This window comes from Agriterribacter humi (assembly GCF_009192765.1).
GTDB classification, from domain to species: Bacteria; Bacteroidota; Bacteroidia; order Chitinophagales; family Chitinophagaceae; genus Agriterribacter; species Agriterribacter humi.
In genome coordinates this window covers 280,006-302,671 of sequence record NZ_VOHQ01000006.1, presented here as the reverse complement: position 1 = coordinate 302,671, position 22,666 = coordinate 280,006, and the positions used below count along the sequence as shown (strand labels likewise).

At 42.2% G+C, this 22,666-nt stretch carries 22 protein-coding genes; 7 read left to right on the top strand and 15 right to left on the bottom strand.

What is annotated here, in order from left to right; genetic code table 11:
- The first annotated feature begins 1 nt into the window (after position 1).
- Together FRX45_RS12915 and FRX45_RS12910 are read left to right on the top strand one after the other, a co-directional pair.
- Positions 2–748, top strand: coding sequence for an FKBP-type peptidyl-prolyl cis-trans isomerase (locus FRX45_RS12915; protein WP_152268844.1), 747 nt, complete (start codon positions 2–4; stop codon positions 746–748).
- A 175-nt stretch (positions 749–923) separates the two neighbouring features.
- Positions 924–1,451: a YfiT family bacillithiol transferase gene (locus tag FRX45_RS12910; RefSeq protein ID WP_152268843.1), complete on the top strand. Its 528-nt coding sequence runs from the start codon at positions 924–926 to the stop codon at positions 1,449–1,451.
- Positions 1,452–1,527: 76 nt separating this feature from the next.
- Here the strand turns inward: FRX45_RS12910 and FRX45_RS12905 are convergent, their stop codons facing one another.
- From FRX45_RS12905 to FRX45_RS12895, 3 genes are all read right to left on the bottom strand, one after another.
- Positions 1,528–3,075: a M28 family metallopeptidase gene (locus tag FRX45_RS12905; RefSeq protein ID WP_152268842.1), complete on the bottom strand. Its 1,548-nt coding sequence runs from the start codon at positions 3,073–3,075 to the stop codon at positions 1,528–1,530.
- A gap of 38 nt (positions 3,076–3,113) precedes the next feature.
- Positions 3,114–3,695: a DUF3347 domain-containing protein gene (locus FRX45_RS12900; RefSeq protein ID WP_193311689.1), complete on the bottom strand. Its 582-nt coding sequence runs from the start codon at positions 3,693–3,695 to the stop codon at positions 3,114–3,116.
- A 150-nt stretch (positions 3,696–3,845) separates the two neighbouring features.
- Positions 3,846–4,712 (bottom strand): polysaccharide deacetylase family protein, encoded by an 867-nt coding sequence (locus FRX45_RS12895; RefSeq protein ID WP_152268840.1) that lies wholly within the window; start codon positions 4,710–4,712, stop codon positions 3,846–3,848.
- A gap of 218 nt (positions 4,713–4,930) precedes the next feature.
- On the opposite strand from FRX45_RS12895, the gene FRX45_RS12890 reads away from it, so the two are divergent.
- Positions 4,931–5,716 carry an SDR family oxidoreductase gene (locus FRX45_RS12890; RefSeq protein ID WP_152268839.1) on the top strand — a complete coding sequence of 262 codons (786 nt, stop codon included), beginning with the start codon at positions 4,931–4,933 and terminating at the stop codon, positions 5,714–5,716.
- Between the two features lie 5 nt (positions 5,717–5,721).
- Here FRX45_RS12890 and FRX45_RS12885 read toward each other — a convergent pair whose 3' ends face one another.
- The 5 genes from FRX45_RS12885 to FRX45_RS12865 form a co-directional block, all read right to left on the bottom strand.
- On the bottom strand, positions 5,722–6,450 hold the full coding sequence (locus FRX45_RS12885; RefSeq protein WP_152268838.1) for a cellulase: 729 nt from the start codon (positions 6,448–6,450) through the stop codon (positions 5,722–5,724).
- Positions 6,451–6,489: 39 nt separating this feature from the next.
- Positions 6,490–7,263 carry an SDR family NAD(P)-dependent oxidoreductase gene (locus FRX45_RS12880; protein ID WP_152268837.1) on the bottom strand — a complete coding sequence of 258 codons (774 nt, stop codon included), beginning with the start codon at positions 7,261–7,263 and terminating at the stop codon, positions 6,490–6,492.
- A 57-nt stretch (positions 7,264–7,320) separates the two neighbouring features.
- Complete coding sequence (locus FRX45_RS12875; RefSeq protein WP_152268836.1) at positions 7,321–9,033, bottom strand: IlvD/Edd family dehydratase; 1,713 nt, start codon at positions 9,031–9,033, stop codon at positions 7,321–7,323.
- A gap of 215 nt (positions 9,034–9,248) precedes the next feature.
- The gene (locus FRX45_RS12870) at positions 9,249–10,358 is read right to left on the bottom strand and encodes a 2-aminoethylphosphonate--pyruvate transaminase (protein ID WP_152268835.1); all 1,110 of its coding nucleotides are present in this window, start codon (positions 10,356–10,358) and stop codon (positions 9,249–9,251) included.
- 27 nt (positions 10,359–10,385) lie between these two features.
- Complete coding sequence (locus tag FRX45_RS12865; RefSeq protein ID WP_152268834.1) at positions 10,386–11,696, bottom strand: DUF5690 family protein; 1,311 nt, start codon at positions 11,694–11,696, stop codon at positions 10,386–10,388.
- 99 nt (positions 11,697–11,795) lie between these two features.
- Here FRX45_RS12865 and FRX45_RS12860 point away from each other — a divergent pair, with 99 nt between their 5' ends.
- Both FRX45_RS12860 and FRX45_RS12855 read left to right on the top strand, forming a co-directional pair.
- Positions 11,796–12,521, top strand: coding sequence for a pyridoxine 5'-phosphate synthase (locus FRX45_RS12860; protein ID WP_152268833.1), 726 nt, complete (start codon positions 11,796–11,798; stop codon positions 12,519–12,521).
- Positions 12,522–12,571: 50 nt separating this feature from the next.
- Positions 12,572–13,093 (top strand): DUF2911 domain-containing protein, encoded by a 522-nt coding sequence (locus FRX45_RS12855; protein ID WP_152268832.1) that lies wholly within the window; start codon positions 12,572–12,574, stop codon positions 13,091–13,093.
- Between the two features lie 326 nt (positions 13,094–13,419).
- Here the strand turns inward: FRX45_RS12855 and FRX45_RS12850 are convergent, their stop codons facing one another.
- The 3 genes from FRX45_RS12850 to hisIE all read right to left on the bottom strand — a co-directional run bounded on the left by FRX45_RS12850 (position 13,420) and on the right by hisIE (position 16,087).
- Positions 13,420–14,928 (bottom strand): right-handed parallel beta-helix repeat-containing protein, encoded by a 1,509-nt coding sequence (locus FRX45_RS12850; RefSeq protein ID WP_152268831.1) that lies wholly within the window; start codon positions 14,926–14,928, stop codon positions 13,420–13,422.
- An 89-nt stretch (positions 14,929–15,017) separates the two neighbouring features.
- A complete protein-coding gene (locus FRX45_RS12845; protein WP_152268830.1) occupies positions 15,018–15,272 on the bottom strand; it encodes a hypothetical protein in 255 nt (84 codons plus the stop codon).
- Positions 15,273–15,484: 212 nt separating this feature from the next.
- Positions 15,485–16,087 (bottom strand): bifunctional phosphoribosyl-AMP cyclohydrolase/phosphoribosyl-ATP diphosphatase HisIE, encoded by a 603-nt coding sequence (gene hisIE / locus FRX45_RS12840; protein ID WP_226805332.1) that lies wholly within the window; start codon positions 16,085–16,087, stop codon positions 15,485–15,487.
- A gap of 473 nt (positions 16,088–16,560) precedes the next feature.
- Between hisIE and FRX45_RS12835 the strand changes: the two genes are divergently transcribed.
- Both FRX45_RS12835 and FRX45_RS12830 read left to right on the top strand, forming a co-directional pair.
- Positions 16,561–18,939, top strand: a complete 2,379-nt coding sequence (locus FRX45_RS12835) for a TonB-dependent receptor plug domain-containing protein (protein ID WP_152268829.1) — start codon at positions 16,561–16,563, stop codon at positions 18,937–18,939.
- A gap of 3 nt (positions 18,940–18,942) precedes the next feature.
- Entirely contained in the window at positions 18,943–19,920 is a 978-nt protein-coding gene (locus FRX45_RS12830) for a DUF4249 family protein (RefSeq protein ID WP_152268828.1), read from the top strand.
- Positions 19,921–20,053: 133 nt separating this feature from the next.
- On the opposite strand, the gene hisF is transcribed toward FRX45_RS12830, so the two are convergent.
- The 4 genes from hisF to hisH are packed head-to-tail and all read right to left on the bottom strand — an operon-like array spanning position 20,054 to position 22,653.
- On the bottom strand, positions 20,054–20,833 hold the full coding sequence (gene hisF, locus FRX45_RS12825) for an imidazole glycerol phosphate synthase subunit HisF (RefSeq protein ID WP_152268827.1): 780 nt from the start codon (positions 20,831–20,833) through the stop codon (positions 20,054–20,056).
- Between the two features lie 29 nt (positions 20,834–20,862).
- A complete protein-coding gene (locus tag FRX45_RS12820) occupies positions 20,863–21,264 on the bottom strand; it encodes a four helix bundle protein (protein ID WP_152268826.1) in 402 nt (133 codons plus the stop codon).
- 42 nt (positions 21,265–21,306) lie between these two features.
- Complete coding sequence (gene hisA, locus FRX45_RS12815; protein ID WP_152268825.1) at positions 21,307–22,020, bottom strand: 1-(5-phosphoribosyl)-5-[(5-phosphoribosylamino)methylideneamino]imidazole-4-carboxamide isomerase; 714 nt, start codon at positions 22,018–22,020, stop codon at positions 21,307–21,309.
- A 24-nt stretch (positions 22,021–22,044) separates the two neighbouring features.
- Positions 22,045–22,653, bottom strand: a complete 609-nt coding sequence (hisH, locus tag FRX45_RS12810; protein ID WP_152268824.1) for an imidazole glycerol phosphate synthase subunit HisH — start codon at positions 22,651–22,653, stop codon at positions 22,045–22,047.
- Between the last annotated feature and the right edge of the window lie 13 nt (positions 22,654–22,666).

The window sequence follows — 22,666 nt, the reverse complement described above, 5'->3', positions numbered from 1 at the left end:
CATGAAAAAAAGGATTTTCAACAACATTACATACAGTGTAGTTACCATTGGACTTATCAGCTTATTCCCGGCATGTTCCTCCATTAAAGAAATGGCTGCCGACACTTCACATATTGTATTTGCTGAGGCCAAGCCGCAAACTCCTGTATTGTCGAATGCATTAGACAGTTTGAGTTATGCTTTAGGCATGATTGATGCTACTTTTTTTAAATCGCAGGGTGTTGATACCATCAATTATGCTTTAATGAATAAAGGGTTCGATGAAGTATTGAAAGAGAAAAAAACATTATTAACCAGTCAACAGGCAGATATGACAGTAAGAGAACAACTACAGGCATTTATGCGCAAAAAATCGCAGGGGACTATTGATGAGGGTGAAAAATTCCTTGCAGAAAACAAAAAAAGAGACGGCGTAAAAGTTACGCCCAGCGGGCTTCAGTATGAAGTACTGAAATTGGGAACCGGTCCTAAACCTGCCGATACCAGCACGGTAAAAGTACACTACGAAGGCTTTTTGATCAATGGCAAGAAATTCGACAGCTCGCGCGACAGGGGCGAACCCATTTCTTTTGCGCTGAACCAGGTTATAAAAGGCTGGACGGAAGGAGTGCAACTCATGCCCGTTGGTTCAAGATTTAAGTTTTACATTCCCTATACTTTAGGCTATGGCGAACAGGGAGCTGGCGGCAGCATACCCGGAGGCGCTGCACTGATCTTTGACGTGGAGCTGATTGATATTGTGAATTAGTGAGTGGCCGCCCGGCTGAACACCGTTCGGACGGGGTGAATTGTCAATAGTGAGTAGTGAATTGTGAATGTGTGTGGCAGTTGTCACTACGCTTATCTTCCTGATATGCCAGGGCAAAAGCTATAATTTCTGCTGAACAAACAGCGTATACTGCATACCGTTATAACCCACTATTATGACACATGACCCCCGTTATCCAATTGGGAAATATACACCCGAACCTTTTTCTGAACAAAAGAAAGAAGATTGGATTGCCGATATCCGGCATTTGCCACAATTGCTTGAAAATGCATTGCTGAATTTAGATGAGCAGCAATTGCACACAGCTTACCGGGAAGGGGGATGGACCATACAGCAATTGGTGCATCATGTAGCCGATAGCCATATCAACGCTTATTGCCGTTTTAGGCTGGGCATAACAGAAACCAACCCGGTAATAAAACCTTACGACGAAAAATTGTGGGCCGAATTACCAGATGTACAGCACGTGCCCGTAAATATTTCTATTACACTCCTGCATGCGCTTCATGCCAGGTGGTATTACCTGTTAGAACAGTTTAGAATAAAGGATTGGGACAGAACAGTATTCCATCCCGAACAAAAGAAAACGATAACGCTTTGGGAGTTATTGGGCAGCTATGCCTGGCACGGCAAACATCACACAGCACATATAATCAGACTAAGAGAAGAAAAACATTGGTGATATCCTCCCTCCCCATACACATTTACACACTTTCAACCTTTCACCTTACACCCTATACCCTCTAGCCTCCATCAGTTTACTGCCTCACCTGCGGCAATGCTTTCCTGGGCATCTGTTTATCGCGCATAGCGGCGTTATATACAAATGCGGCAATAATAGTGGCCGCCTGTTTCAGGTCATCTGCCAGTAAGTGATCATAAGAATCCATATTGGTATGATGCGTGCGGGTACTGTATTCAATAGGATCCTGTATAAACTGAAAGCCGGGTATACCAACAGCATCAAAAGACAGGTGGTCGGTACCGCCGGTATTGCTTATCGTAACTGTTCCTGCGCCCAAATCCCTGAAAGGTTTGAACCATTGCGAAAAGATGGATCTGCATGCTTCATTTCCCTGCAGGTAAATACCCCGTATTTTACCTGTGCCATTATCCAAATTAAAGTACGTTGATATTTTAGCATGCCCGGGTTTAAGTTCCATAGTAGCGGGATCAGCTATGTGATTTTTTACATAATTCCTTGAACCATGCAAACCCTGTTCTTCGCCGCTCCACAAAGCTATACGAATTGTGCGCCGGGGTTGTATACCTAAAGTTTTTAATATGCGTACAGCCTCCATCATTACCGCCGACCCGGCCGCATTATCTGTTGCCCCGGTTGCGCCATGCCACGAATCAAGATGGGCTCCAAGCATCACCACTTCGTCTTTTAATTTATTGTCCGTTCCTTTTATTTCTCCCAGCACATTGTATCCTTTCGTATCATCCGGAATAAAACGTGTTTGTATATCCGTTTCTATCTCTACCGGAATACTGGCCTGCAGCAATCTTACTATACTCTTATAATCTTCCACTGCCATCATAATATCTGTAAAGTTTTCAGGATCGTCTTTCTTGTATCCACCGCCTCCCTGTACAAACAAGGTACCATCACGGCCACGCATACTGTAAGTAAGTATGGCAAGCGCACCTTCCTTTTTAGCCACTTCCTTTATATCATTCTGCAGGGAGATGACGCTTCTGCTGTTTCGTGTGGGTCCTGCAGGCCGCGGATACGCAGGTATGGCAGGCTTTCTGTCGGACATAGCCTTTAATTCTTCGTTTGTATACCTGCGGGCGTCTGCCTTAAAACCCGGCTTTAAAGTATCCTGCTGGTTGATGATGATGATCTTATTTTTTAGTTTTCCACTGTATTTGCTCACAAAATCAACAGAATCGTCAGCATCAACCAGTATTACTGCAGCTTTTTTTAATCCGCCCGTTCCGCTTGTCCAGGTTTTTGGAAACGCGATCAGGGGCCGGTAGTAGGGCTTGGTTTGCGCTATATACATTTTTTGCAGTTCCCAGCCTTTGCCAAACTCTCCCCAGGGTTCCAGCATGGCATTTTCCAGTCCCCAGCCCGTTAGTTGTTCTTTTGCCCAATTAGCGGCCCTGGTAAAGCCCGGCGATACGGTGAGCCGGGGACCGCTTACATCCGTTAAATGAAAAGCAATATCCATCACTTTAGAATGATTGAGGCCCTCATTCCTGATGCGCTGCATCATTTCCTGGTCAATTTTTTCCTGGGCCGCTGCCGGCCTGCAAAAAAATATTGCAACAAAAAAAAGAAAAAATATTCTTTTCATTAAGTTATTTTCCCGGTTCCGGATATAGTAAGACAAATTTATCTTAATACAACAGAATCTTTCACTGACCCGCAGGTAAGCATTTTACTCCCAAAGTAAGGATTTTTAATTTCTGTTGAATTGCTCAACCAGTCGGCTCCCGCATTATTAAACGCCATAGGACAATGCAGGAGATATACCTTTTCTTCAGCATATCTCACTGTTCTGGTCAGGTCAAACAAATTAGCGGAGATCATCTGGAAAGATTTGCGTTTGCCTTCTATACCGGCTTCCCCAAGTAAACCTTTACTTTCACTGTTGATGCCACCAGTATAGGTTTGTGCGGTAGGAATGATAATATTATTCGTATCAATTTTTTTCAATTCGTCTAATTTCAGTTCATCAGCGGACCGCAGAAGCAGTGCAGCAGCCTGGTTAGCGGCAGCAGTATCACTGGCAATCAATGCATCGCGGAGGCTGTAATACCGGTCGAGCACATTTTTAAACGATGTATTAAAGGCCTCAGAATGAACAGCAGGCTTTTCAACAGGTGGCACATTAGCCGTTACTTCAACTTCTTTTTCTTTGTTTTTGCAGGCAACCAAAAACAGTACCGCTATGATGTACATTATCTTATTCATCGGATAATAATTTTTCACAAACCTACTGAAAAGATCGCTAAAAAGGTTGCCGGCCACACGGATCATTACTGAAGTAACTACTAATGATAGGCTGGATACGACAACACTCACCAATGACATACCTTACACCTCGGTCATACCTCATACCTTCTACCCCTTAAATGTCCTCTTCATAGCCCGGTACATGGTTGTAGCACTCCAGTCACCAGGAACGATCATACGGCGAATGGTATATAATGGCTCGGTTGAATCACGTTTGGCTGACAATTGAAAAGCCGCTTTTATATCGTATTTTTTTAGTTCGGGTATGGCTTCCTTATTCCATGCGCCAAAAGGATAAGCAAAATACCGGATCTTTTTACCCGTAATTTCTTCCAGTTGCCTGACGGGTTTAACGATCTGCATTTCCCAATCGCCATCCGCGTACTTTTTTACATTCTTATGATCCCAGGTATGCGAAGCAATTACATGACCTTCGTCAGACAATTCCTTAACCTGAGCCCTGTTCATGTATATAGAACGTCCTAAGGAAACAGTCATAATAAAAAACACGCCCTTGAATCCATGTTTCTTCATTTCGGGAGCGGCAATTTTATATTGATCCAGGTCGCTGTCATCATAGGTAAGCATAATGGGTTTTGCCGGCAGTGGCTTTCCGGTAGTGAGGTAAGCATACAAATCATCGGGCAACACAGTTTGGTACCCGCTATCGGCCAATAACTGTAACTGGCTTTTAAAAGCAGCGGGGGGCACCACCACATCTTTTACCCCTCTTGATTCATTTCCCCGCCATTCCCTGATCTGGTGATAGCATAATACAGGCACTTCGGGACGTGACATTATTGTTGCCGCACCAGCTATCATGCTTTCCGGAACAACGGATTGAACCATGGCGGTATTAGGGGCTGCTAATTCCGGTATAAACGGTGTTTTTTGCCGGCAGGCATATAGCGGGAACAATGAAATAACAACAACAAGTAAAGAAATGCTTTTCATATTTCCATTAACGATACTCATGGTAAAAAGGTATATAAAAGGCACAGGTTAACTATAAAATTTATGGCCGGGTTGTGAATGAAGATGCAAAAGCTTCGACAACTCTATTTCAGCGGCGCAAAGCTAAAGCTATTCTTGGTTATTAAACATTCCTGAAGAAATATTTTTGTGCATTGCTGAAGCCTGGCGCAAGAGGAAAGCCGATGATCTTACTTACATTTGCCGATAAATAAGAAGCAATGGAGTTATCCCTTAAAGGCAAGAACGCTGTTGTTTGCGGCAGCACACGGGGTATTGGACTGGCAATAGCAAAAGAACTGGCCTTGCTGGGAGCAAATTGTACTTTATTTGCGCGTAATGAACCCTTACTAAAAGAAAATGTACATAGTTTGCCACATAAAGATGGGCAGGAACATGGTTATCGCGTGGCTGATTTTTCTGAGCCTGCCACTGTAAAAGCCGCTATCGAATCAGTGGTTTCAAAAATAAACATTCATATTCTCATCAATAATACCGGCGGACCACCTCCGGGACCTCTTGCTGAAGCTTCAACGGCTGCGTTTGAAAATGCCTTTCGCCAGCACATTATCAATAATCAATTATTAGCACAATGTGTTTTACCCGGTATGAAGAAAGAAGGATATGGCCGGATAATAAACATCATCTCTGCATCAGTAAAAATTCCGCTGCACAATCTTGGCGTATCCAATACTGTACGTGCAGCAGTAGCAGCCTGGGCCAAAACTTTATCAAATGAAGCAGGACAATATAATGTTACCGTAAATAATATATTACCGGGTTCTACCAAAACAGACCGGCTCGACAGCTTAATAGAAGAAACAGTAAAAAAGAAAAATACCAGCAGGGAGATGGTGGAAAAAGAAATGACGGATAATATCCCGTTAAAACGGTTTGGACTACCCGAAGAAATAGCGAATGTTGCCGCTTTTCTCGCTTCTCCTGCAGCTTCCTATGTAAACGGAGCAAGTATTCCGGTGGATGGGGGAAGAACAGGAAGCATATAAATCATTTAATTTTTGGCAGGTACGAGGTTTTGCTTTGCCCAGCTCAATATCAGCAGATTGGTATCCGATTGCAAGGCCTTTTTATATTCTTCCCGAACAGCAGTTAGCCAGTGTAATGCCGTGGTATCTTTTGTTCCACCATAAGCCTTATATTGTTCCCTTGTGGTACTTATAATACGGGCGTATTTGCCTGTTCGCGCTATATTATCAATATTAATAACCGATATATCCCCGTCAAAATCTTTTTGCAGGTATACCGTTACTCCATCTTTAAAATTATATCCTTTTTGACCGGTACCATACATATCTTCATACACCACACCCTGTACGGGAAATTGTCCGCCAGACGCGCTGCGTATGGATTTAATGAGCATATCGGTATCCTCTTTATCTAATGCTCCTGTAATCGTGTAACAGGTTGAAATAATCCACCTGGCCAATCTTTCGCTGTTTGCATTGGCCATGTATACCTGCGTAGTTAATTTTTTTTGATATACTTTATCAAATACGGAGTACTCATACAATGCTACGGGTATTCCTTTCCATCCCGGTAAAGTATCGGTTTCAAGCAACAGCTTACCTTCCATGTAACGTGTCGCGCAAATTTGTTGCTGTGCTCTTTCTTTTATCACATCCAGGCTATCCGATAGAAATGCATGGAGCTGGTTTGCATTTTGCGCACCCGAAAAATGAGAAAATGAAACAAAGAGCATAATAGCAATTACTATTTTCATTCGGTTGTTTACGTACATGAATTAACAAAGATCAACGGCTTAATAGGGTGAAGGGCTTACTGAAGTCCAGCCACCATCCACTACCAGGCTTTGACCGGTTATATGCCGTGATGCAGGAGATACAAGAAACAAAGCAGCATTGGCAATGTCCTGCACCTGGGCCGGGCGGCCCATAGGTGTAATACGGCTCCATACAGGCACATATTCCGGATCATCGCTTGTGCGTTCTGTTACCGTAGCGCCCGGCGCTATAGCATTCACCGAAATATTATGCTCAGAAAGTTCCACTACAAGGGTCTTGGCCAACATTTCAAGAGCAGCTTTGGTCATGCCATACGCTGCCAGTTTTTTATGCGCCTGGTGGCCGGTAACCGATGACATGAATAATATACTTCCGCCGGTATCTTGCTGTATGATTTGTTTGGCCGTAGCCTGCGCCAGCAAGAAACTACCGCCCAGGTTTAGCTGCATTACTTTATACAATGAGTCGGGAGGGTAATCCAGGAAGTCGCCAAATAGGGTAATGCCGGCATTGGCAACAGCAATAGTGAGTTTACCAAATTGTGCTACTGTTTCATTGACCATTGTGGTAATAAAATCCGGGGATGATACATCGCCCGGTAATGCAATACAGGAATAGCCTTCTTTGGCAATAGCAGCAGCGGCTTCGGTTGCTAATTTTTCATTTACATCATTCAATACAACCGATGCGCCCTGTGCACATAACTGCCTTGCAATTTCAAAACCAATCCCCTGACCCGCACCTGTTACAATTGCTACCTGTTCGTTAAATATTTTTGAAGAAGCCTGCATATGATACATTTCAAATCTTAAATCTTAAACTTACCTGCCGGCAGGCAGGTTTCAAATCTAATGGGAATCTCTTGTTACTTCACTGCCCGATGAGCCCCTGAGAAAATCAAAATCAGCACCCAGATGCGCCTGCTCCACATGCCTGAGATAGAGGTTTACATAGCCGCGATTGTAAGGGGAAGGAGGTTGTACTCTTTGCGCTTTTCTTTTTTTCAATGCTTCTGCTGTTATATCTGCATGCAATAATCTCTTCTCCACATCAAGTGTAATCATATCACCATTTTGTATAAGCGAAAGATTGCCGCCAACAGCAGCTTCGGGTGATACGTGCAGTACCACTGTTCCGAAGCCAGTTCCACTCATTCTGCCATCAGAAATGCGAACCATATCTGTAACGCCTTTAGAGAGTAATTTTTTAGGCATCCCCATATTACCTACTTCGGGCATACCCGGATAACCGGCTGGTCCTACGTTTTTCAGCACCATTACGCAGGTTTCATCAATATCCAGTTCGGGGTCATCAATCCTGTTCTTATAATCTTCAATATCTTCAAACACTACTGCTCTGCCTGTATGTTTCAGCAAATGTGCGCTGGCAGCCGAAGGTTTCAGCACTGCGCCCTCTTCGCAAACATTTCCTTTGAGCACCACTATACCTGATATTTCATTGAAGGGTTCTGCACTGGTAGAAATCACTTCACGGTCGTAGCATTCAGCATCGGAAAAATTTTCTGCTACTGTTTTACCATTTGCGGTTATGCAATCTTTATGCAGCATATCTTCCATTTCCTTCATCACCGCCGGTAATCCTCCTGCATAGTACAGATCTTCCATAAAATATTTTCCAGAGGGCTGCAGGTTAGCGAGAAGTGGTATGTCTTTGGAATGAATATCAAAATCTTCAATAGAAAGCTCCACTCCTATCCTTCCGGCTATGGCCAATAAATGCAATACAAAATTGGTAGACCCCCCTATAGCTGCATTTACCTTAATAGCATTTTCAAATGATTTTCGGGTGAGTATATCCGATAGCCTCAGGTTTTCTTTCACCATTTCCACGATACGGATGCCAGACAGTTGTGCCAGCACTTTTCTTCGTGAATCGGCCGCCGGAATGGCGGCATTACCCGGCAGCGACAAACCAAGCGATTCTACCATGCAGGCCATTGTAGAAGCGGTGCCCATTACGGCGCAATGTCCCCTGCTCCTGCACATGCAGGCTTCCGCAACGCTCAGCGCTTCCTGCGACATGGAGCCCGACCGCACGGCTTCACTGAAACGCCAGATATCGCTTGTGCTGATATCTTTGCCCTTATACTTGCCCGTGAGCATAGGCCCGCCCGAAACAACAAGGGTTGGTAAATTTACACTGCACGCCCCCATTACTAAGGAAGGCGTGGTTTTATCACAGCCACAAAGCAATACCACGCCGTCCATGGGGTTGGCGCGGATGGATTCTTCCACGTCCATGCTGGCCAGGTTACGGTAAAGCATAGCCGTAGGCTTGATCAGCGTTTCACCCAAAGACATTACGGGAAATTCAACCGGGAAGCCTCCTGCCTCGGATATACCACGCTTTACGGATTCGGCCAATTCCCTGAAATGGGCATTGCAGGGTGTTAATTCCGACCAGGTATTACAAATACCGATAACAGGCTTTCCTTCAAATTCATAGGAAGGGATACCCTGGTTTTTCATCCATGCACGGTATATAAAACCATCTTTACCTGTTTTTCCAAACCAGCCGCGGCTGCGAAGTTCATTGCTCATGATAAACAATCCTTTTTTTAAAGGTATTGTTTTTTTGAATTCGCGATTTGAGATTTATAGTTTAGGTAGCAGGAGCCTTGAGGTGAGTAGCTGCTAACGACAGGATATATACTTCTTCTTTCACCTTCCACCCTCTCACTTTTCACTTTTCCATCTTTATTTAACCCTATGGGGCTTTACCACGCTGTAATTCTTACCCGCAAGCCTCATGGGTTTTAAACCGCCACGGCATCTTCCTTCAGCACTTCCTCAATAGCAGCAAGCAATGCTTTTACATCATCCGGAAAAATTTGCCCGATATTGCCAATCCGGAAAGCATTGGCCTTGCTGAGCTTGCCGGGATAAATTACAAATCCCCTTTTGTTTAACTTTTCATAAAAAAGTTCAAAATTAAACCCAGGATCTGAAGGATATAAGAAAGAAGAAATGATATGTCCCTGGATCTCCGGTTTGAGGTATTGTTTAAACCCGAGTGCGGTCATTCCCTCATCCAGTATTTGTTTATTGGTTTTATACCTTTGCTCACGGGCAGGGATACCGCCTTCCTCTTGCAGTTCTTTCATGGCCTGCCGGAAAGCCATAAGACTTAAGGTAGGTGGTGTAAACCGGAATTGCCCGCTGGCTTCCAGCCCGGCCCACTGGTCATATAAATCAAGACTCAGGCTGCGTGCCTGCCCTTTTGCTTTTTCCAGCACACTGCGTTTGCATAATGCAAAAGCAAAACCCGGAACGCCCTCAATGCATTTATTAGAAGAAGAAACGAGAAAATCAATGTGCATGGCCTTCATATCCATTGCAACTCCTCCAAAACTGCTCATGGCATCTACTATAAATATTTTGCCATACTTTTTACAAACCGCACCAATTTCCGTTACAGGATTAAACAAACCTGTAGTGGTTTCGCTGTGAATACAGGCTACATGCGTGATGCCGGGATGATCTTTTAAAAATGTTTCCGTTGTTTCCGGGGTTACTACAGCATCCTCATCAAAGCGGAGCACTTCATGGTTCAGCCGGTGGATCCTTGCCATTTTTACAATTCTTTCTCCATAGGCGCCATTGGCCAGTATCAGCAATTTGTCCTTCTCCCCCACTACACTGCTTATCACACTTTCCACAGCAAAAGTGCCGGATCCCTGGATGATTACGCATTCATAACCATCCTCCTTACTAACATGAGCCAGGTGCAATAACCCATTGCGGATATCTTTTACTGCATCTATAAATACATGATCACGGGAACCCATATCTTTCAGCATGGCTTCTTTTACGCTTAAAGATGTAGAAAGAGGCCCCGGAGTAAATAATAAAGACCGATCAGACATACATTATAAATATTAATAGTGATGTGTTTATGCATTTTGAAATCCGGCTGCAACCGGTGAATCACTTTTCTTTGCACGAACGGCAGATCTGTAAAAAAATATACATGCCATTGCCAGCAATAAAAGAGATATCACAGCCTGGAGATAGGTAAACTTCATGAGTACTACCGACCAGTTCATTTCTTTCATAAAAAACTCTTTATACAGCATCAGCACAACACTCCCGAGATAGCCGATAGAATCGCACATATATACAAAAAAACCTGCATTGGCCTTAATGCGGAAATGAGCGATCATGCGTTCAAACAATGCAATTTGCATGGGCATGTAAGCGAGAAAAAGGCCTGTGCCCAATAACAGCATCCACCAGAAAGGGGAAAGAATATGCTTTTGAAACAGGAAGGTAGCTATTCCCGTTATGATAAACCCAGCGCCTATAATGCCGTTCACCGCCCAAAATCCTTTAAAGTTGTTCTTAATAGCAGACAGACTTCCTATAACCGCCAGTACTATTATACTGGTAATGGCCTCTGTTTGGGTAAATACATTTTTATCCCAGCCCGGGTCTACTTCATTCCATATTTCAACTGTAAAATTATCCCTGAAATCGCGCAGGGTTGCCAAAAAAGTATAGAGTATAATAAAGGATACCAAACCCCATCCATAGCGCCGGAATACTATTCGTTTGTCTGTATTGGTCATTGGCAGCCGCGGGGCCCGCAAAGCCATATCTTCCTTTGAAGGAGCAGGAATAACAGACAACATCCATACAAACAAAAGGAACAAAGGCAGAAACAATAAGCCCATTACAAAAGGCATCCAGAACTCTCCTACGGCAGGTAACCATTCGCGTACGTCAAAATAAATGGTTTTTAACATGCCCGATGAAACGATCAGGCTTACACTAAGGCCGATAGCCAGCACTTCTGTAAATCTTCTACCTTCGAGATAGCTGAATACAATGCCCCAAATCATTCCCAGCGGAAGCCCGTTCATGAATAAAAAAACAAAATTGTAGGGATGAGGTACCCAGCCAAAAAACAACAGTGCTATTTCAGCAAAAAGGATTAATCCAATGATCAGTTGTGTACGGCTTGCGGCTTTTAACTCCGATATTACTTTTATTCCAATGAATTTGGAAATCATATAACCAAACACCTGCGCAATAATAAGTACCACCTTATAGTTTATCCCCCATAAAGACAACCCCTCATAGGTTCCGGCATTAAAGGGCTTCCTGAAAGCATACATGCAAAAATAGGTACCAAAGGCCGCCACCATACACCACACAATAAAAAACGCTTTGGAACCTGTGAGCAGTTGTTTGATTGATTGCATCAGTAGATTTTTAGTAAACTTTTGTTTAGCCTTTGTAAATATATTGAAAACCGGGATACAGCCTGTAAAATAATACTAAATAAGGCTTTAATTTTGGATATGCATCATACCACTAAACTTTCGGTAAACATAAATAAAATCGCCACACTGCGAAACAGCCGTGGCGGCAATAACCCGGATGTACTAAAAGCAGCAAGAGACATAGAACGCTTTGGCGCCGATGGCATAACGGTACATCCCAGGCCCGATGAAAGACATATCCGCTACAGCGATGTAAGGGAAATAAAAAAGATAATCAGCACAGAATTCAATATTGAAGGGAATTGCAGGGAGAGGAAATTTGTTGACCTTGTGCTGGAAACCAAACCCCACCAGGTAACATTGGTACCCGATGACCTGGGACAAATTACCAGCGACCACGGATGGGATACGATAAAGCATAAAGATTATTTAACAGAGATGATCCGGGTTTTTCAGCAAGCCGGCATCCGGGTATCCCTATTTGTTGATCCTGTTATTGAAATGGTGGAGGGAGCCGCCGCAACGGGAACCAACAGGATAGAATTGTATACGGAGGGATATGCAAAAAATTATCTTACAGATAAAGAAGGTGCTGTTGCCCCTTACTTGTCTGCAGCCCAACGCGCTAAAGAACTGGGATTGGGTATAAACGCAGGGCACGACCTTGACATGCATAATCTCAGTTACTTTAAGCAACAAATTCCCTGGATAAACGAGGTTTCCATAGGCCATGCTTTAATATGCGATGCGCTTTACCTGGGATTGGAGAATGTAATTCAATTGTACAAGCGACAACTGGGATAGTACTGATGGCATGAATATTGAGATAATTTAGTATTAAAAACTACAACAATATGAAAAGATTATTCCTATTTCCGGCAATAGCAGTTTTGCTGCTAACAACAGGTACGGCTTTCGCACAGGATAATAAAGCTCCGGCCAGTCCTCCCGCTACTGCTTCGGCAAAAATAACAAGCGGCGCTACCATTAAAATTGATTACAGCCAGCCATCTGTAAAAGGCAGAACCATTGGTAAGGATCTTGAACCGCTGCCGGGCAAGGTATGGCGTACAGGAGCCAATAAGGCCACTGTTTTTGAAACAGATAAAGACATAAAAGTTGAAGGACAGGACTTACCCGCAGGCAAATATGGTTTGTTTACCATTGCAGGTGATGATGAATGGACAATTATATTCAATAAAACATGGGAACAATGGGGCGCTTTTAAATATGATGAAAGCAAGGACGCTTTAAGGGTAAAAGTTAAACCTGCTAAAGCCCCGGCTTTTGCAGAAAAATTTACCATTAATGTGGATGAAAGCGGGAAAGTGAGTTTATTATGGGGTGATACCGAAACTGATTTTACGGTGATGTAGTGAATGGTGAGAGGTGAAAAGTGAGAAGTCAGAGGTGAAAGGTAAGGCGGAGCGATTGAATAATCAATCTTCCGGAAATCTTTCACCTTTCTTTTTAAATATTAAACCCGGGAAGTTGGCTGTCAGATATCAGCATTGAGTTACGGTAAAAACAAATTTGTTCATTTTAATCATGCAAGAAAACAAAGCTACTGTTACAATCAGAACCAACATCTTATTATTCATATCTTTATTTTAATATCCGTTAGTAGCATTTAAACTCACCTAAGCTACCGGTTAACGAGCTAAGCAAGGTAACCAAGATCCGGATTGTTTAAACAGATCGTTTATTTTCCATAGTTTTCTATATCAATCTCCGGAGGAAATTTACCTGTCCACCAAAAATTATCCCTGCCAATACCGGGAGGAAAAACTCCTAAATAGTCAGTTGGATTCTTTGCCGGGTAAGCATATCCTGCATGTGCCGCGGGTGAATTTGCTTTAAGCCTGAAATCGCCATTTTCCGGATCAGCAAATTGAGGATCGTCTAAAATTGCATGTGTCCCGGTCATTGCATATACACTATCCTTTAACCATGTTTTCAGGTACATAGGATAACTAAATTTGTTTATATCCTGAATAAGATTATTACTGATATTAATATTCTTTTCTGCAATCCAGTTTCCTGCCAAACGTGACGTGTGTCCAATTTCGAATGGGAAATTATGAGCGAAAATGTTGTTTATGATGCTAACATTTTTAAGGTTTGTTGAATACAAATAACCCCCACCGCTGAGCCAGTATTGAGGATCGCCGGAAAAATTAACCCCCCAGCCATTTCTATAAAATGTATTGTTGTAAATCGCTACATTTTCACGTGGATTATCAGCGCCCCATCTTGAAAAAAACAAACCCGAGGCCCTGTTATTATATACCAGGTTGTGATGGATCTTTATATTTTTAGTATTGGGTCCTTCTTCTGATGAAATAGCAATGCCCGATTCGCAGTCATGCACAACGTTATCATACATCTCAATTTCCTCTAATTGTCCAAACCATCCATCTATATACAATCCCTGCCTTTTGAGATGATGAACATAATTGTGATGAACAATGCCATATGCAGCGGTTTCTTTAACATCTATACCTTCCTTTTGACAGTTGTAAACATGATTCCATGCAACCTCAAAATGATGGGCTCCGGCCATGCTGATAGCCTCGTGTGGCGCTTCATGTCCTTTATAGGGCGTCCAGCTCATTTTCATATCATTGGCATTAATAACCGTATTTCCTAAAACCCGGATATATTCACAACGTTGCCAGGCAGCAATACCCGGTGAAAGGCTGTTCTCGGAAATACAGTTTACAACATCCACATATTTGCTTTCCTGAATATTGATTCCGGCGCGATGCGAATTGCGCACATGAATATTCTGAATGCGAATGTATCCGGCATCCTGAACTTGTATTAATCCATTATTCCCTGGATACATTCCGGAATCAGGAATATTTATTTTTATTCCATCAAGGATTACTTTAGCACCTTTTGCTCCGCGCAGGGTTATCCATCCGTTGGGAGTGCCTTTTGCTGACAAGGTAACCGGGGCATTAAGGCTGTATTCGCCTGCAAGCAATGTAACTGTTTTTCCGGCAGTGGCTTTGTTTATTGCCTTTTGAATGGTACGCAATGGCTTTTTTAGCGTACCCGGGTCCGAATCTTTTCCTGCAGGAGAAACAAAGATTTCCTGTTGCGGATCTTTTATTTTTTCCTGAAAATCAGACCTGAACGCTCCTGCGTTTCCACTAAACAATAATAATGGCAAAAGAGATTTAAATATAGCTGTTCGCTTTTTCACTTAACTTATTTTACCGTTTTCAAATTTTATGCATCCCATACAATCAAATTCCGGAGATTTATCTGCACCATTCTGTTTTAAGAATATTACTAAGGCTTGCACTTTGCTTTATATTTTTTAACAGACTCCCACGCAATGGTTTTCAGCCTGATCGCCGTTTCTTCGCTGACGGTAACTAATGGTTCACCATTCAAAGCCTGTCCAACAGGAATCAGTTGCATTTTTTGCTGTGGCTTTTTACTATTGAATTTATCTACAACAGATTCCCGCATTGCCAGATCAAATGAGCGCCTGCTGTTAAAGCTATGAGGAAAAATATTTGAGTTACAAAAACTATTCGTCATGCTGAATTCAATTGGTTGCAGATAATATGTTGGATTATCGGCTTAACCTCCAAACTGGCGCAGGTGGATAGCATTGCCCGTTAGCAGACATGTGTCATATTTTATTCTAAAAATAGTAAACGTAGCACTCTTCTTTTGCCTTACCCCCTACACCTCATACCTTACACCTTACACCTTTCCCCCAACCATCAGGAAGCAGTTAAAATTTTCTCTTATTTCGAATGCCGTTCCTGCAGTAGGCGGGTAACATCTTTTAAGCGGTATCCTTTTGCGTTTAAAAGAATGAGATAATGAAACAGGAGATCGGCTGCCTCATTAAGGAATAACGCATCGTTATCATCTTTGGCTTCAATTACCGTTTCAACCGCTTCTTCACCTACTTTCTGGGCAATTTTATTAATGCCTTTGGAAAACAATGATGCCACGTATGAAGTTTCAGGTGAAGTTTTTTTCCGCAGTTCAATAATATCTTCCAGGTATTGTAAAAAGTTTTCGTTGTGATTTTTTTCTGACCAGCAGGTATCTGCTCCCGTATGACATACCGGTCCCAGGGGATGGGCTTTGATCAGCAAAGTATCATGATCACAATCGGCGGCAACAGATCTTAATTCCAGGAAATTCCCGCTTTCTTCTCCCTTGGTCCATAACCTTTTTTTACTCCTGCTATAAAAAGTAACTTTTCCCTCCTTCATGGTTTTTTGTAAAGCCTCATCATTCATAAAACCCAGCATCAGCACTTTTTGTGTATCATTATCCTGTACTACAGCCGGCACTAATCCATCGCTGTATTTTTTAAAATCAATATTCATGTTCATAATTGAGCGGCAAAGATATAAAATAAGGGTTAGCGGGAAATGCCGGATCATTGTATCAACCACAAATGGTTCCCCTAATTAATGATGTACCCGCATCGGGTTTATCAAAACAAGTAAAACAAAGAATGATCGCCCAATAGCCCACCCCCAGGTTTTATTTTGGCAAAAAAGCGGCTTTTAAAGAACCATTTTCATTGATTCGGTAAAAAAGTATCATTTGTCAACGCTACGTGTTTCCCCTTAATAGTTTGTGGATCACCCCCTTACACTTTACAGCAGCATTAATACTTCAATATGGGCACAAACAGCCGAAAAAAAGATACAGGTTTACACAATAATTAGCTAAAATAAATACCTTGTAGTCCGTTCTTTCAACTTCATGAAACACCCGATCCGTGTGAAAAGCCATGCCGAAAACTCTGGCACAACCATAAAGGTTGTCCATTCGTACCATTTTAAAAGTGAATACTGGCATGCGCAATCTCAGAACAACATATTGTTTTGTAAAAGGTCTCCTACTGCTTTGTTTGTTGCAGTGCATTTACACTGCTAATGCCCAAACCGTTAGTGTAAGCATTCATATCTTAAACAACATACAAACTCCCGTAAGCAATGCTACTGTTGAGATAGACGGGTATCGTATGCTCGCCGATTCAACCGGAAAATTGTTGCAGGTTTGTGCAAAGGGAAATCACCTGGTAGAAGCCAGTGCAGTAGGATATTACAGCCGCTTGCTGAACATCACCCTGCTTTCCGATACTACCATTAACCTGGTGCTTATTCAAAAGGAAAACGAACTCAGCAATGTTGTTGTTACCGCAGGAAAAAACAACAGCAAAAATGAAATGAGTTTCTATTCTTTAGGTATTGATCAGTTAAAAAAACTGCCTGTAATTCTGGGTGAAACAGATCCGTTAAAAACAATTACCCTGTTGCCCGGTATAAAAAGCGGGGGAGAAGCGGGCTCAGGCATATATGTACGAGGTGGGGGACCCGATCAGAACCTGATTCTTTTAGATGATATTCCTGTTTACAATCCGAATCATCTTTTAGGTTTTTTCAGCGTATTTAACGGTGAAGCCATAAAAAGTGTAAGCGTTAAAAAAGGCGATATGAATGCAGCTTATGGAGGCAGGTTAAGCAGCGTAATATCAATTGATACCAGGGAGGGCGATAAAGATTCACTGAAAATCAGCGGCGGCATCGGTTTAATTTCGTCCAAACTTTCAATAGAGGGGCCATTGGTTAAAAACAAAGCTTCTTTCATCATAAGCGGCCGCAGAACGTATATTGACCAGGTGGCAAAAGTCTTTGCAAAGAAAAGAATCGGCAATAACGGATACTATTTCTATGATATAAATGCGAGAGCTGATTATGAAATAAACAACAACAATAAACTGCTGTTTACTTTTTACAACGGGAAAGACAAATTTTCATACACCAACGATAAAAACAACTTATTCGATGCCAACTGGGGAAATACCATTGCCGGGGTCACCTGGAAACAACAAATGCTGCACGGAAAGCTGAAGCAATCTGTTTCAATGATCTATAACGCATTTGACTTAGACAGCTATTACGGCTATGATCTTTCGGATTATATTTTTACCTCCGCTGTTAACGATTACCAGGTTAAAAACGACTGGAACTATTCGCCATCCCATAAATTTAACTTCAACTGGGGTTTTCAATATATCTGGCACAAGTTTAAACCGGGCGCAGGCGATATCACAAAAGGCATCCAGGAATTTAAAACAAAAATAAACAATCAGTTTGCCAGGGAAGCTGCCGTCTATCTAAGCTCAAGCTTCAGAATAAGCAGACGCCTTCGTGCTGCAACTGGCTTAAGATACAGTTATTTTAACCAGGTGGGACCCACCGAGAGAGTAATCTATAATGATGATGGCAATCCAACAGGAGAAACAGAATTGTATAAAAAAGGCGAAAGCATAGCGCATTACCAATACCCTGAGCCCCGCTTAAATTTGGATTATAGCATATCTTCTCTTTCAAATATAAAACTTTCGTATACCAAAACCATCCAGTACCTGCATTTGGCCACAACCAGTGGAGCAACCTTTCCCAGCGACATCTGGATACCAGCCGGACAAATTGTTGAGCCTGGTATCGCCCAACAGGTTTCCATAGGTTACTTCAGAAATACCCGCAACAATATGTACCAGTTTAATGTGGAGGCTTATTATAAAGATTTAAACAACCAGGTAGAATTTAAGCAGGGAGCCCAGTTATTGCTCAACCAGAATATTGAGGGCGAAATGATGTTCGGAAAAGGAAAAGCATATGGAATAGAGCTGTATGCTGAAAAGAAAAAAGGAAAATTAACAGGCTGGATTGGTTATACATTAAGCAAAACACAAAGGAAGTATGCGGAAATGAACAACGGCAAACCATTTCCTTACCGTTACGACAGAACGCATGATCTGAGCATCGTGGCAAATTATACATTAAGCCAGCGGTGGAATTTTTCATCCGTTTTTGTGTTCGGCACCGGCAACGCGCTTACCATGCCTACAGGAAGAGTGAATTATAATGTGGGATTTAACGTAAGCCAACGCACAGCATCATATACCAGTATGAATCAGTATGAAGAGATCAATAATTATCGCTTACCTGCCTATCACCGCCTTGATATTTGCGCCACCTATACACCAGGGCAAAAGAAAAAAAAGCGGTTCAGCAGCAGTTGGAATTTCAATGTATATAATGTTTACAACAGGCAGAATCCTTATTTTATTTATATGGACATCAATCAATCAGAAAAATCCCTGCAGGGTAAAATGGTGTATCTCTTTCCCATTACACCTGCTATTGGATGGAATTTTAAATTTTGAGGTATGAATGATGCAAAGAAGGCTTTACAACTTTACCAACCTGTAAACCTGAACACGTTAAAACGACGGTTTTATTACCCGGCACTGAATATTATATTTATCGGTTGCATACTGCTGCTCTTTACGGGCTGTGAAAAAAATTTTGATATAGGCCTGGACTACACCGAACCGCAATTGGTGGTAGAAGCCTACATTAACACTGAAATACCGGCATACAACTATGTAATTCTCAGCAAAAGCCAAACCATTGAAAATGCCGACATCTCCAGTATCCCTGTAAAAAATGCAATGGTTAAAATATCAGAGGGCAGCTTAATGCAGAACAATACTATAGTGTGGGACAGGAGCTCTACTGTAATTTTAGAAGAAACGACGCTTCCCGACGTTCCTGCAGGCATCGGCGATGGTATTTATACAGACCCCAAACTGCAAACCGACCCGGCCCGGGCCTTGCGGGGTATTTCCGGGAAATATTATTTGCTGGAGATTGAAGTGGATGGCGAATCATATACTGCTTCTACCCCTTTATTATATCCAATACCGATAGAGCACCTGAGCACCGATTATCATTATACCGATGAAGATGGAAGCAACAAAGGGCGCATTACGGTGCATTTTAAAGACCCGGATACTACCGGTAACTGCCAGCTATTTTATTGGCGGCACAGTGATAATCAAAAAAGCTTTGGCTGGGGCAGCCTGGGCACCAGCAAAAGAATCATCAACTCGGATGAAAATAACAATGGCAGCTACATGCACCTTACCAACTCCTATGGTTTTGTGAAAGGCGACAGCATCACTTATTACATGGCTAACGTGCCAAGAAGCGTATATAATTTCTGGGACAGTTATAATAAAGCCAGGAACAGCAGTGGTCCGCTGTCTACACCTGCATCCTTATTGAATACCATTAACGGTAAAAATGTAACGGGTTGTTTTAGCGGGCTGGCCATCAGCGCTGCAACTATCATAATGAATTAATGCAGCAGCATGCCAAATAACAGCGCTTACTATTTTACCGGCAGCAACACCCTGATGTAACTGATGTGGCGACGCTCCGTTCACGGTTCCGTCCGCTATTCCGCAAAGGTTCCCCCGGCAATAACTTCATCCATTATTTGTTTATGTTTTCCTGCAGTATGCGCACAGGAATATTATTTTCAAATAAGAACTGCTTAAGTTCCGGAATGGCTATTTCCTTAAAATGAAAAATGCTGGCGGCCAATGCAGCATCGGCTTTGCCTTCATTAAAAACAGTTACAAAATGCTCCATTGTTCCACCGCCTCCACTGGCAATAACAGGCACGGGCAAGAGTGTTGATAATGTGCGTGTAATATCCAGGGCAAAGCCCTGTTTGGTGCCATCATGATTCATTGACGTTAACAGTATTTCTCCTGCACCAAGCTCTACGGCCTGCTTCGCCCAATCCACACATTTCATTTCAGTTTTCGTTCTTCCTCCATTCAGATATACATACCATTCTCCGTCATCTTCCTTACGGGTATCTATGGCCAACACCACGCACTGGCTTCCAAATTCTTTTGCCAGTTCGTTGATAAGTTGCGGCTTTTTAAAAGCCGCTGTGTTTACAGAAATCTTATCCGCCCCGTTTTGTAACAATACATTTACATCTTCTACGCTGCTAATACCACCGCCTACGGTAAAAGGAATATTGATATGGTGCGCAATGCGGTTAGCCAGTTCACTCAGGGTTTTTCTTTTTTCAACCGTTGCGGTAATATCTAAAAACACCAGTTCATCGGCGCCCTGCTTAGCATACAATGCACCCAGTTCAACAGGATCACCGGCATCGCGCAGGTTTACAAAATTGGTGCCTTTTACCGTGCGCCCATCCTTAATATCAAGACAGGGGATAATGCGTTTGGAAAGCATAGAATAATTTATGGTTTATAGTTTGGAAGTTATGGCTCACGATTACGGAATTTCTGCCCTCTTATTCCGGATTTATTCAGGTAATTCATAAAGGCCGCGATACCGGCAGACAATCCTTCGTATTGAGTATATACCTCGTTAAATTCTGACTCAGTAATGAATTTTTGATCGAGTACGCGGCACAACTGAGATTTAACTTCTCCACATGATCCTTTGGCAATGCTAAGAAAATTAACAAACTCCAGTCTTGATGCTCTTTCAAACCCTTCCGCTATATTATCCATAACAGAACCGGCAGAAGATTTTATCTGTTCCTTAAGCTTATATTCTTTTGCGAAACTTTCCTTTTGAGTAAAGTGAAATATCTTTAAGGATAGCACTCTTGCCTGCTTCCAAATTTCGAGTTCTTCAAATTTTAAAATAGTAAGCATAATTTCATTTCATTAGCAGGCTTTAAAACTACAAACTATAAACTAAAAACTCCCTAACTTATTTATCTTCACTCTTTCCTCATAAATCGCCTTACCTACTATAGCGCCTTTGCAGCCGGCATCACGCAGTGCATGTAAATCATCAACAGAACTTACGCCGCCACTGGCAATAAAATGCAATGCCGGAAATTTTTGAACAATATTTTTATATAGTTCTACTGCAGGGCCTTCCAGCTTTCCATCCTTACTTACATCGGTACAAAATATTTGTTTTATACCATGACCGATATATTTTTCAATAAAATCGTATATCCATATATCCGTTGTTTCCAGCCAGCCGCCAATGGCTATCTTTTCATCTTTTACATCGGCGCCCAATAAAAACTTATCTGCGCCAAAAATCATAAACCATTCTACCAGTTCGGCTTCATTTTTAACAGCTATGCTGCCAACTGTTGCCAGTGCTGCACCCGAATTAAAAACAATATTCACATCCTCCTGTTGTTTAATGCCTCCTCCAAAATCAATACTGAGCCCGGTTTTCCCGGCAATCGTTTCCAGCACTTTCCAGTTTTTTACCTGCCCGGCTTTGGCCCCGTCTAAATCAACCAAATGCAGGCGTTGCAAACCGGCATCTTCAAATTGTTTGGCCACTTCCAGCGGATGTTCATTGTAGATTTTTTTTTGTGCATAATCGCCCTGCGTAAGGCGAACGCATTTGCCGTCTATAATGTCAATGGCGGGTATGATTTCCATATTGTTGTATATACCGTAATGATTTTAATTGCAGCGTTCAATAAAATTTCTAAGGATCTGTTCGCCCGTATCCGCACTCTTTTCGGGGTGAAACTGTACACCGTAAAAATTATTTTTATGGAGCGCTGAACTGTAAGGAATAATATAATTGGTTGTAGCGATAGTATGTGCACCTAAAGCTGCATAATAGCTGTGCACAAAATAAGTGTAACTATCTTCAGGAACAGCATTAAACAAATCCGTTTTAAGATCATAAATATTATTCCAGCCTATCTGGGGTATCTTAATATTGCCGGCTTGCTGCTTCACTACCTGTTTAAAAAGTTTCACATCTTCATCAAATATATGCAAGCAGTTTACATTATTTTCTTCAGAAAACCTGCACATCAACTGCATACCCAGACAAATACCCAGCACCGGTTGTGCAAGGTTTTTGATCACTTCATCCAGCTTCCGTTCTTTTAAATACCGCATGGCGCTGCTGGCCTCACCCACGCCGGGAAATATTACTTTATCGGCGCTGCGGATCTGTTCCACATTATCGGTAACCTTCGCCTCCAGCCCAATACGTTCCAGGGCATATAAAACCGATTGTATATTGCCCGCATTATATTTTATAATTACCAGATTCATCGTAACTTTATTT

Bases quoted from the DNA above. Each gene is read 5' to 3' on its own strand.
- hisH (WP_152268824.1), bottom strand. From the start codon at position 22,653: ATGAATCTGGTAATTATAAAATATAATGCGGGCAATATACAATCGGTT.
- FRX45_RS12880 (WP_152268837.1), bottom strand. From the start codon at position 7,263: ATGCAGGCTTCTTCAAAAATATTTAACGAACAGGTAGCAATTGTAACA.
- FRX45_RS12885 (WP_152268838.1), bottom strand. From the start codon at position 6,450: ATGAAAATAGTAATTGCTATTATGCTCTTTGTTTCATTTTCTCATTTT.
- FRX45_RS12910 (WP_152268843.1), top strand. From the start codon at position 924: ATGACACATGACCCCCGTTATCCAATTGGGAAATATACACCCGAACCT.
- hisF (WP_152268827.1), bottom strand. From the start codon at position 20,833: ATGCTTTCCAAACGCATTATCCCCTGTCTTGATATTAAGGATGGGCGC.
- FRX45_RS12915 (WP_152268844.1), top strand. From the start codon at position 2: ATGAAAAAAAGGATTTTCAACAACATTACATACAGTGTAGTTACCATT.
- hisIE (WP_226805332.1), bottom strand. From the start codon at position 16,087: ATGAACATGAATATTGATTTTAAAAAATACAGCGATGGATTAGTGCCG.
- FRX45_RS12875 (WP_152268836.1), bottom strand. From the start codon at position 9,033: ATGAGCAATGAACTTCGCAGCCGCGGCTGGTTTGGAAAAACAGGTAAA.
- FRX45_RS12845 (WP_152268830.1), bottom strand. From the start codon at position 15,272: ATGACGAATAGTTTTTGTAACTCAAATATTTTTCCTCATAGCTTTAAC.
- hisA (WP_152268825.1), bottom strand. From the start codon at position 22,020: ATGGAAATCATACCCGCCATTGACATTATAGACGGCAAATGCGTTCGC.
- FRX45_RS12830 (WP_152268828.1), top strand. From the start codon at position 18,943: ATGAATGATGCAAAGAAGGCTTTACAACTTTACCAACCTGTAAACCTG.
- FRX45_RS12905 (WP_152268842.1), bottom strand. From the start codon at position 3,075: ATGAAAAGAATATTTTTTCTTTTTTTTGTTGCAATATTTTTTTGCAGG.
- FRX45_RS12870 (WP_152268835.1), bottom strand. From the start codon at position 10,358: ATGTCTGATCGGTCTTTATTATTTACTCCGGGGCCTCTTTCTACATCT.
- FRX45_RS12835 (WP_152268829.1), top strand. From the start codon at position 16,561: ATGCGCAATCTCAGAACAACATATTGTTTTGTAAAAGGTCTCCTACTG.
- FRX45_RS12895 (WP_152268840.1), bottom strand. From the start codon at position 4,712: ATGAGTATCGTTAATGGAAATATGAAAAGCATTTCTTTACTTGTTGTT.
- FRX45_RS12820 (WP_152268826.1), bottom strand. From the start codon at position 21,264: ATGCTTACTATTTTAAAATTTGAAGAACTCGAAATTTGGAAGCAGGCA.
- FRX45_RS12890 (WP_152268839.1), top strand. From the start codon at position 4,931: ATGGAGTTATCCCTTAAAGGCAAGAACGCTGTTGTTTGCGGCAGCACA.
- FRX45_RS12900 (WP_193311689.1), bottom strand. From the start codon at position 3,695: ATGAATAAGATAATGTACATCATAGCGGTACTGTTTTTGGTTGCCTGC.
- FRX45_RS12860 (WP_152268833.1), top strand. From the start codon at position 11,796: ATGCATCATACCACTAAACTTTCGGTAAACATAAATAAAATCGCCACA.
- FRX45_RS12865 (WP_152268834.1), bottom strand. From the start codon at position 11,696: ATGCAATCAATCAAACAACTGCTCACAGGTTCCAAAGCGTTTTTTATT.
- FRX45_RS12855 (WP_152268832.1), top strand. From the start codon at position 12,572: ATGAAAAGATTATTCCTATTTCCGGCAATAGCAGTTTTGCTGCTAACA.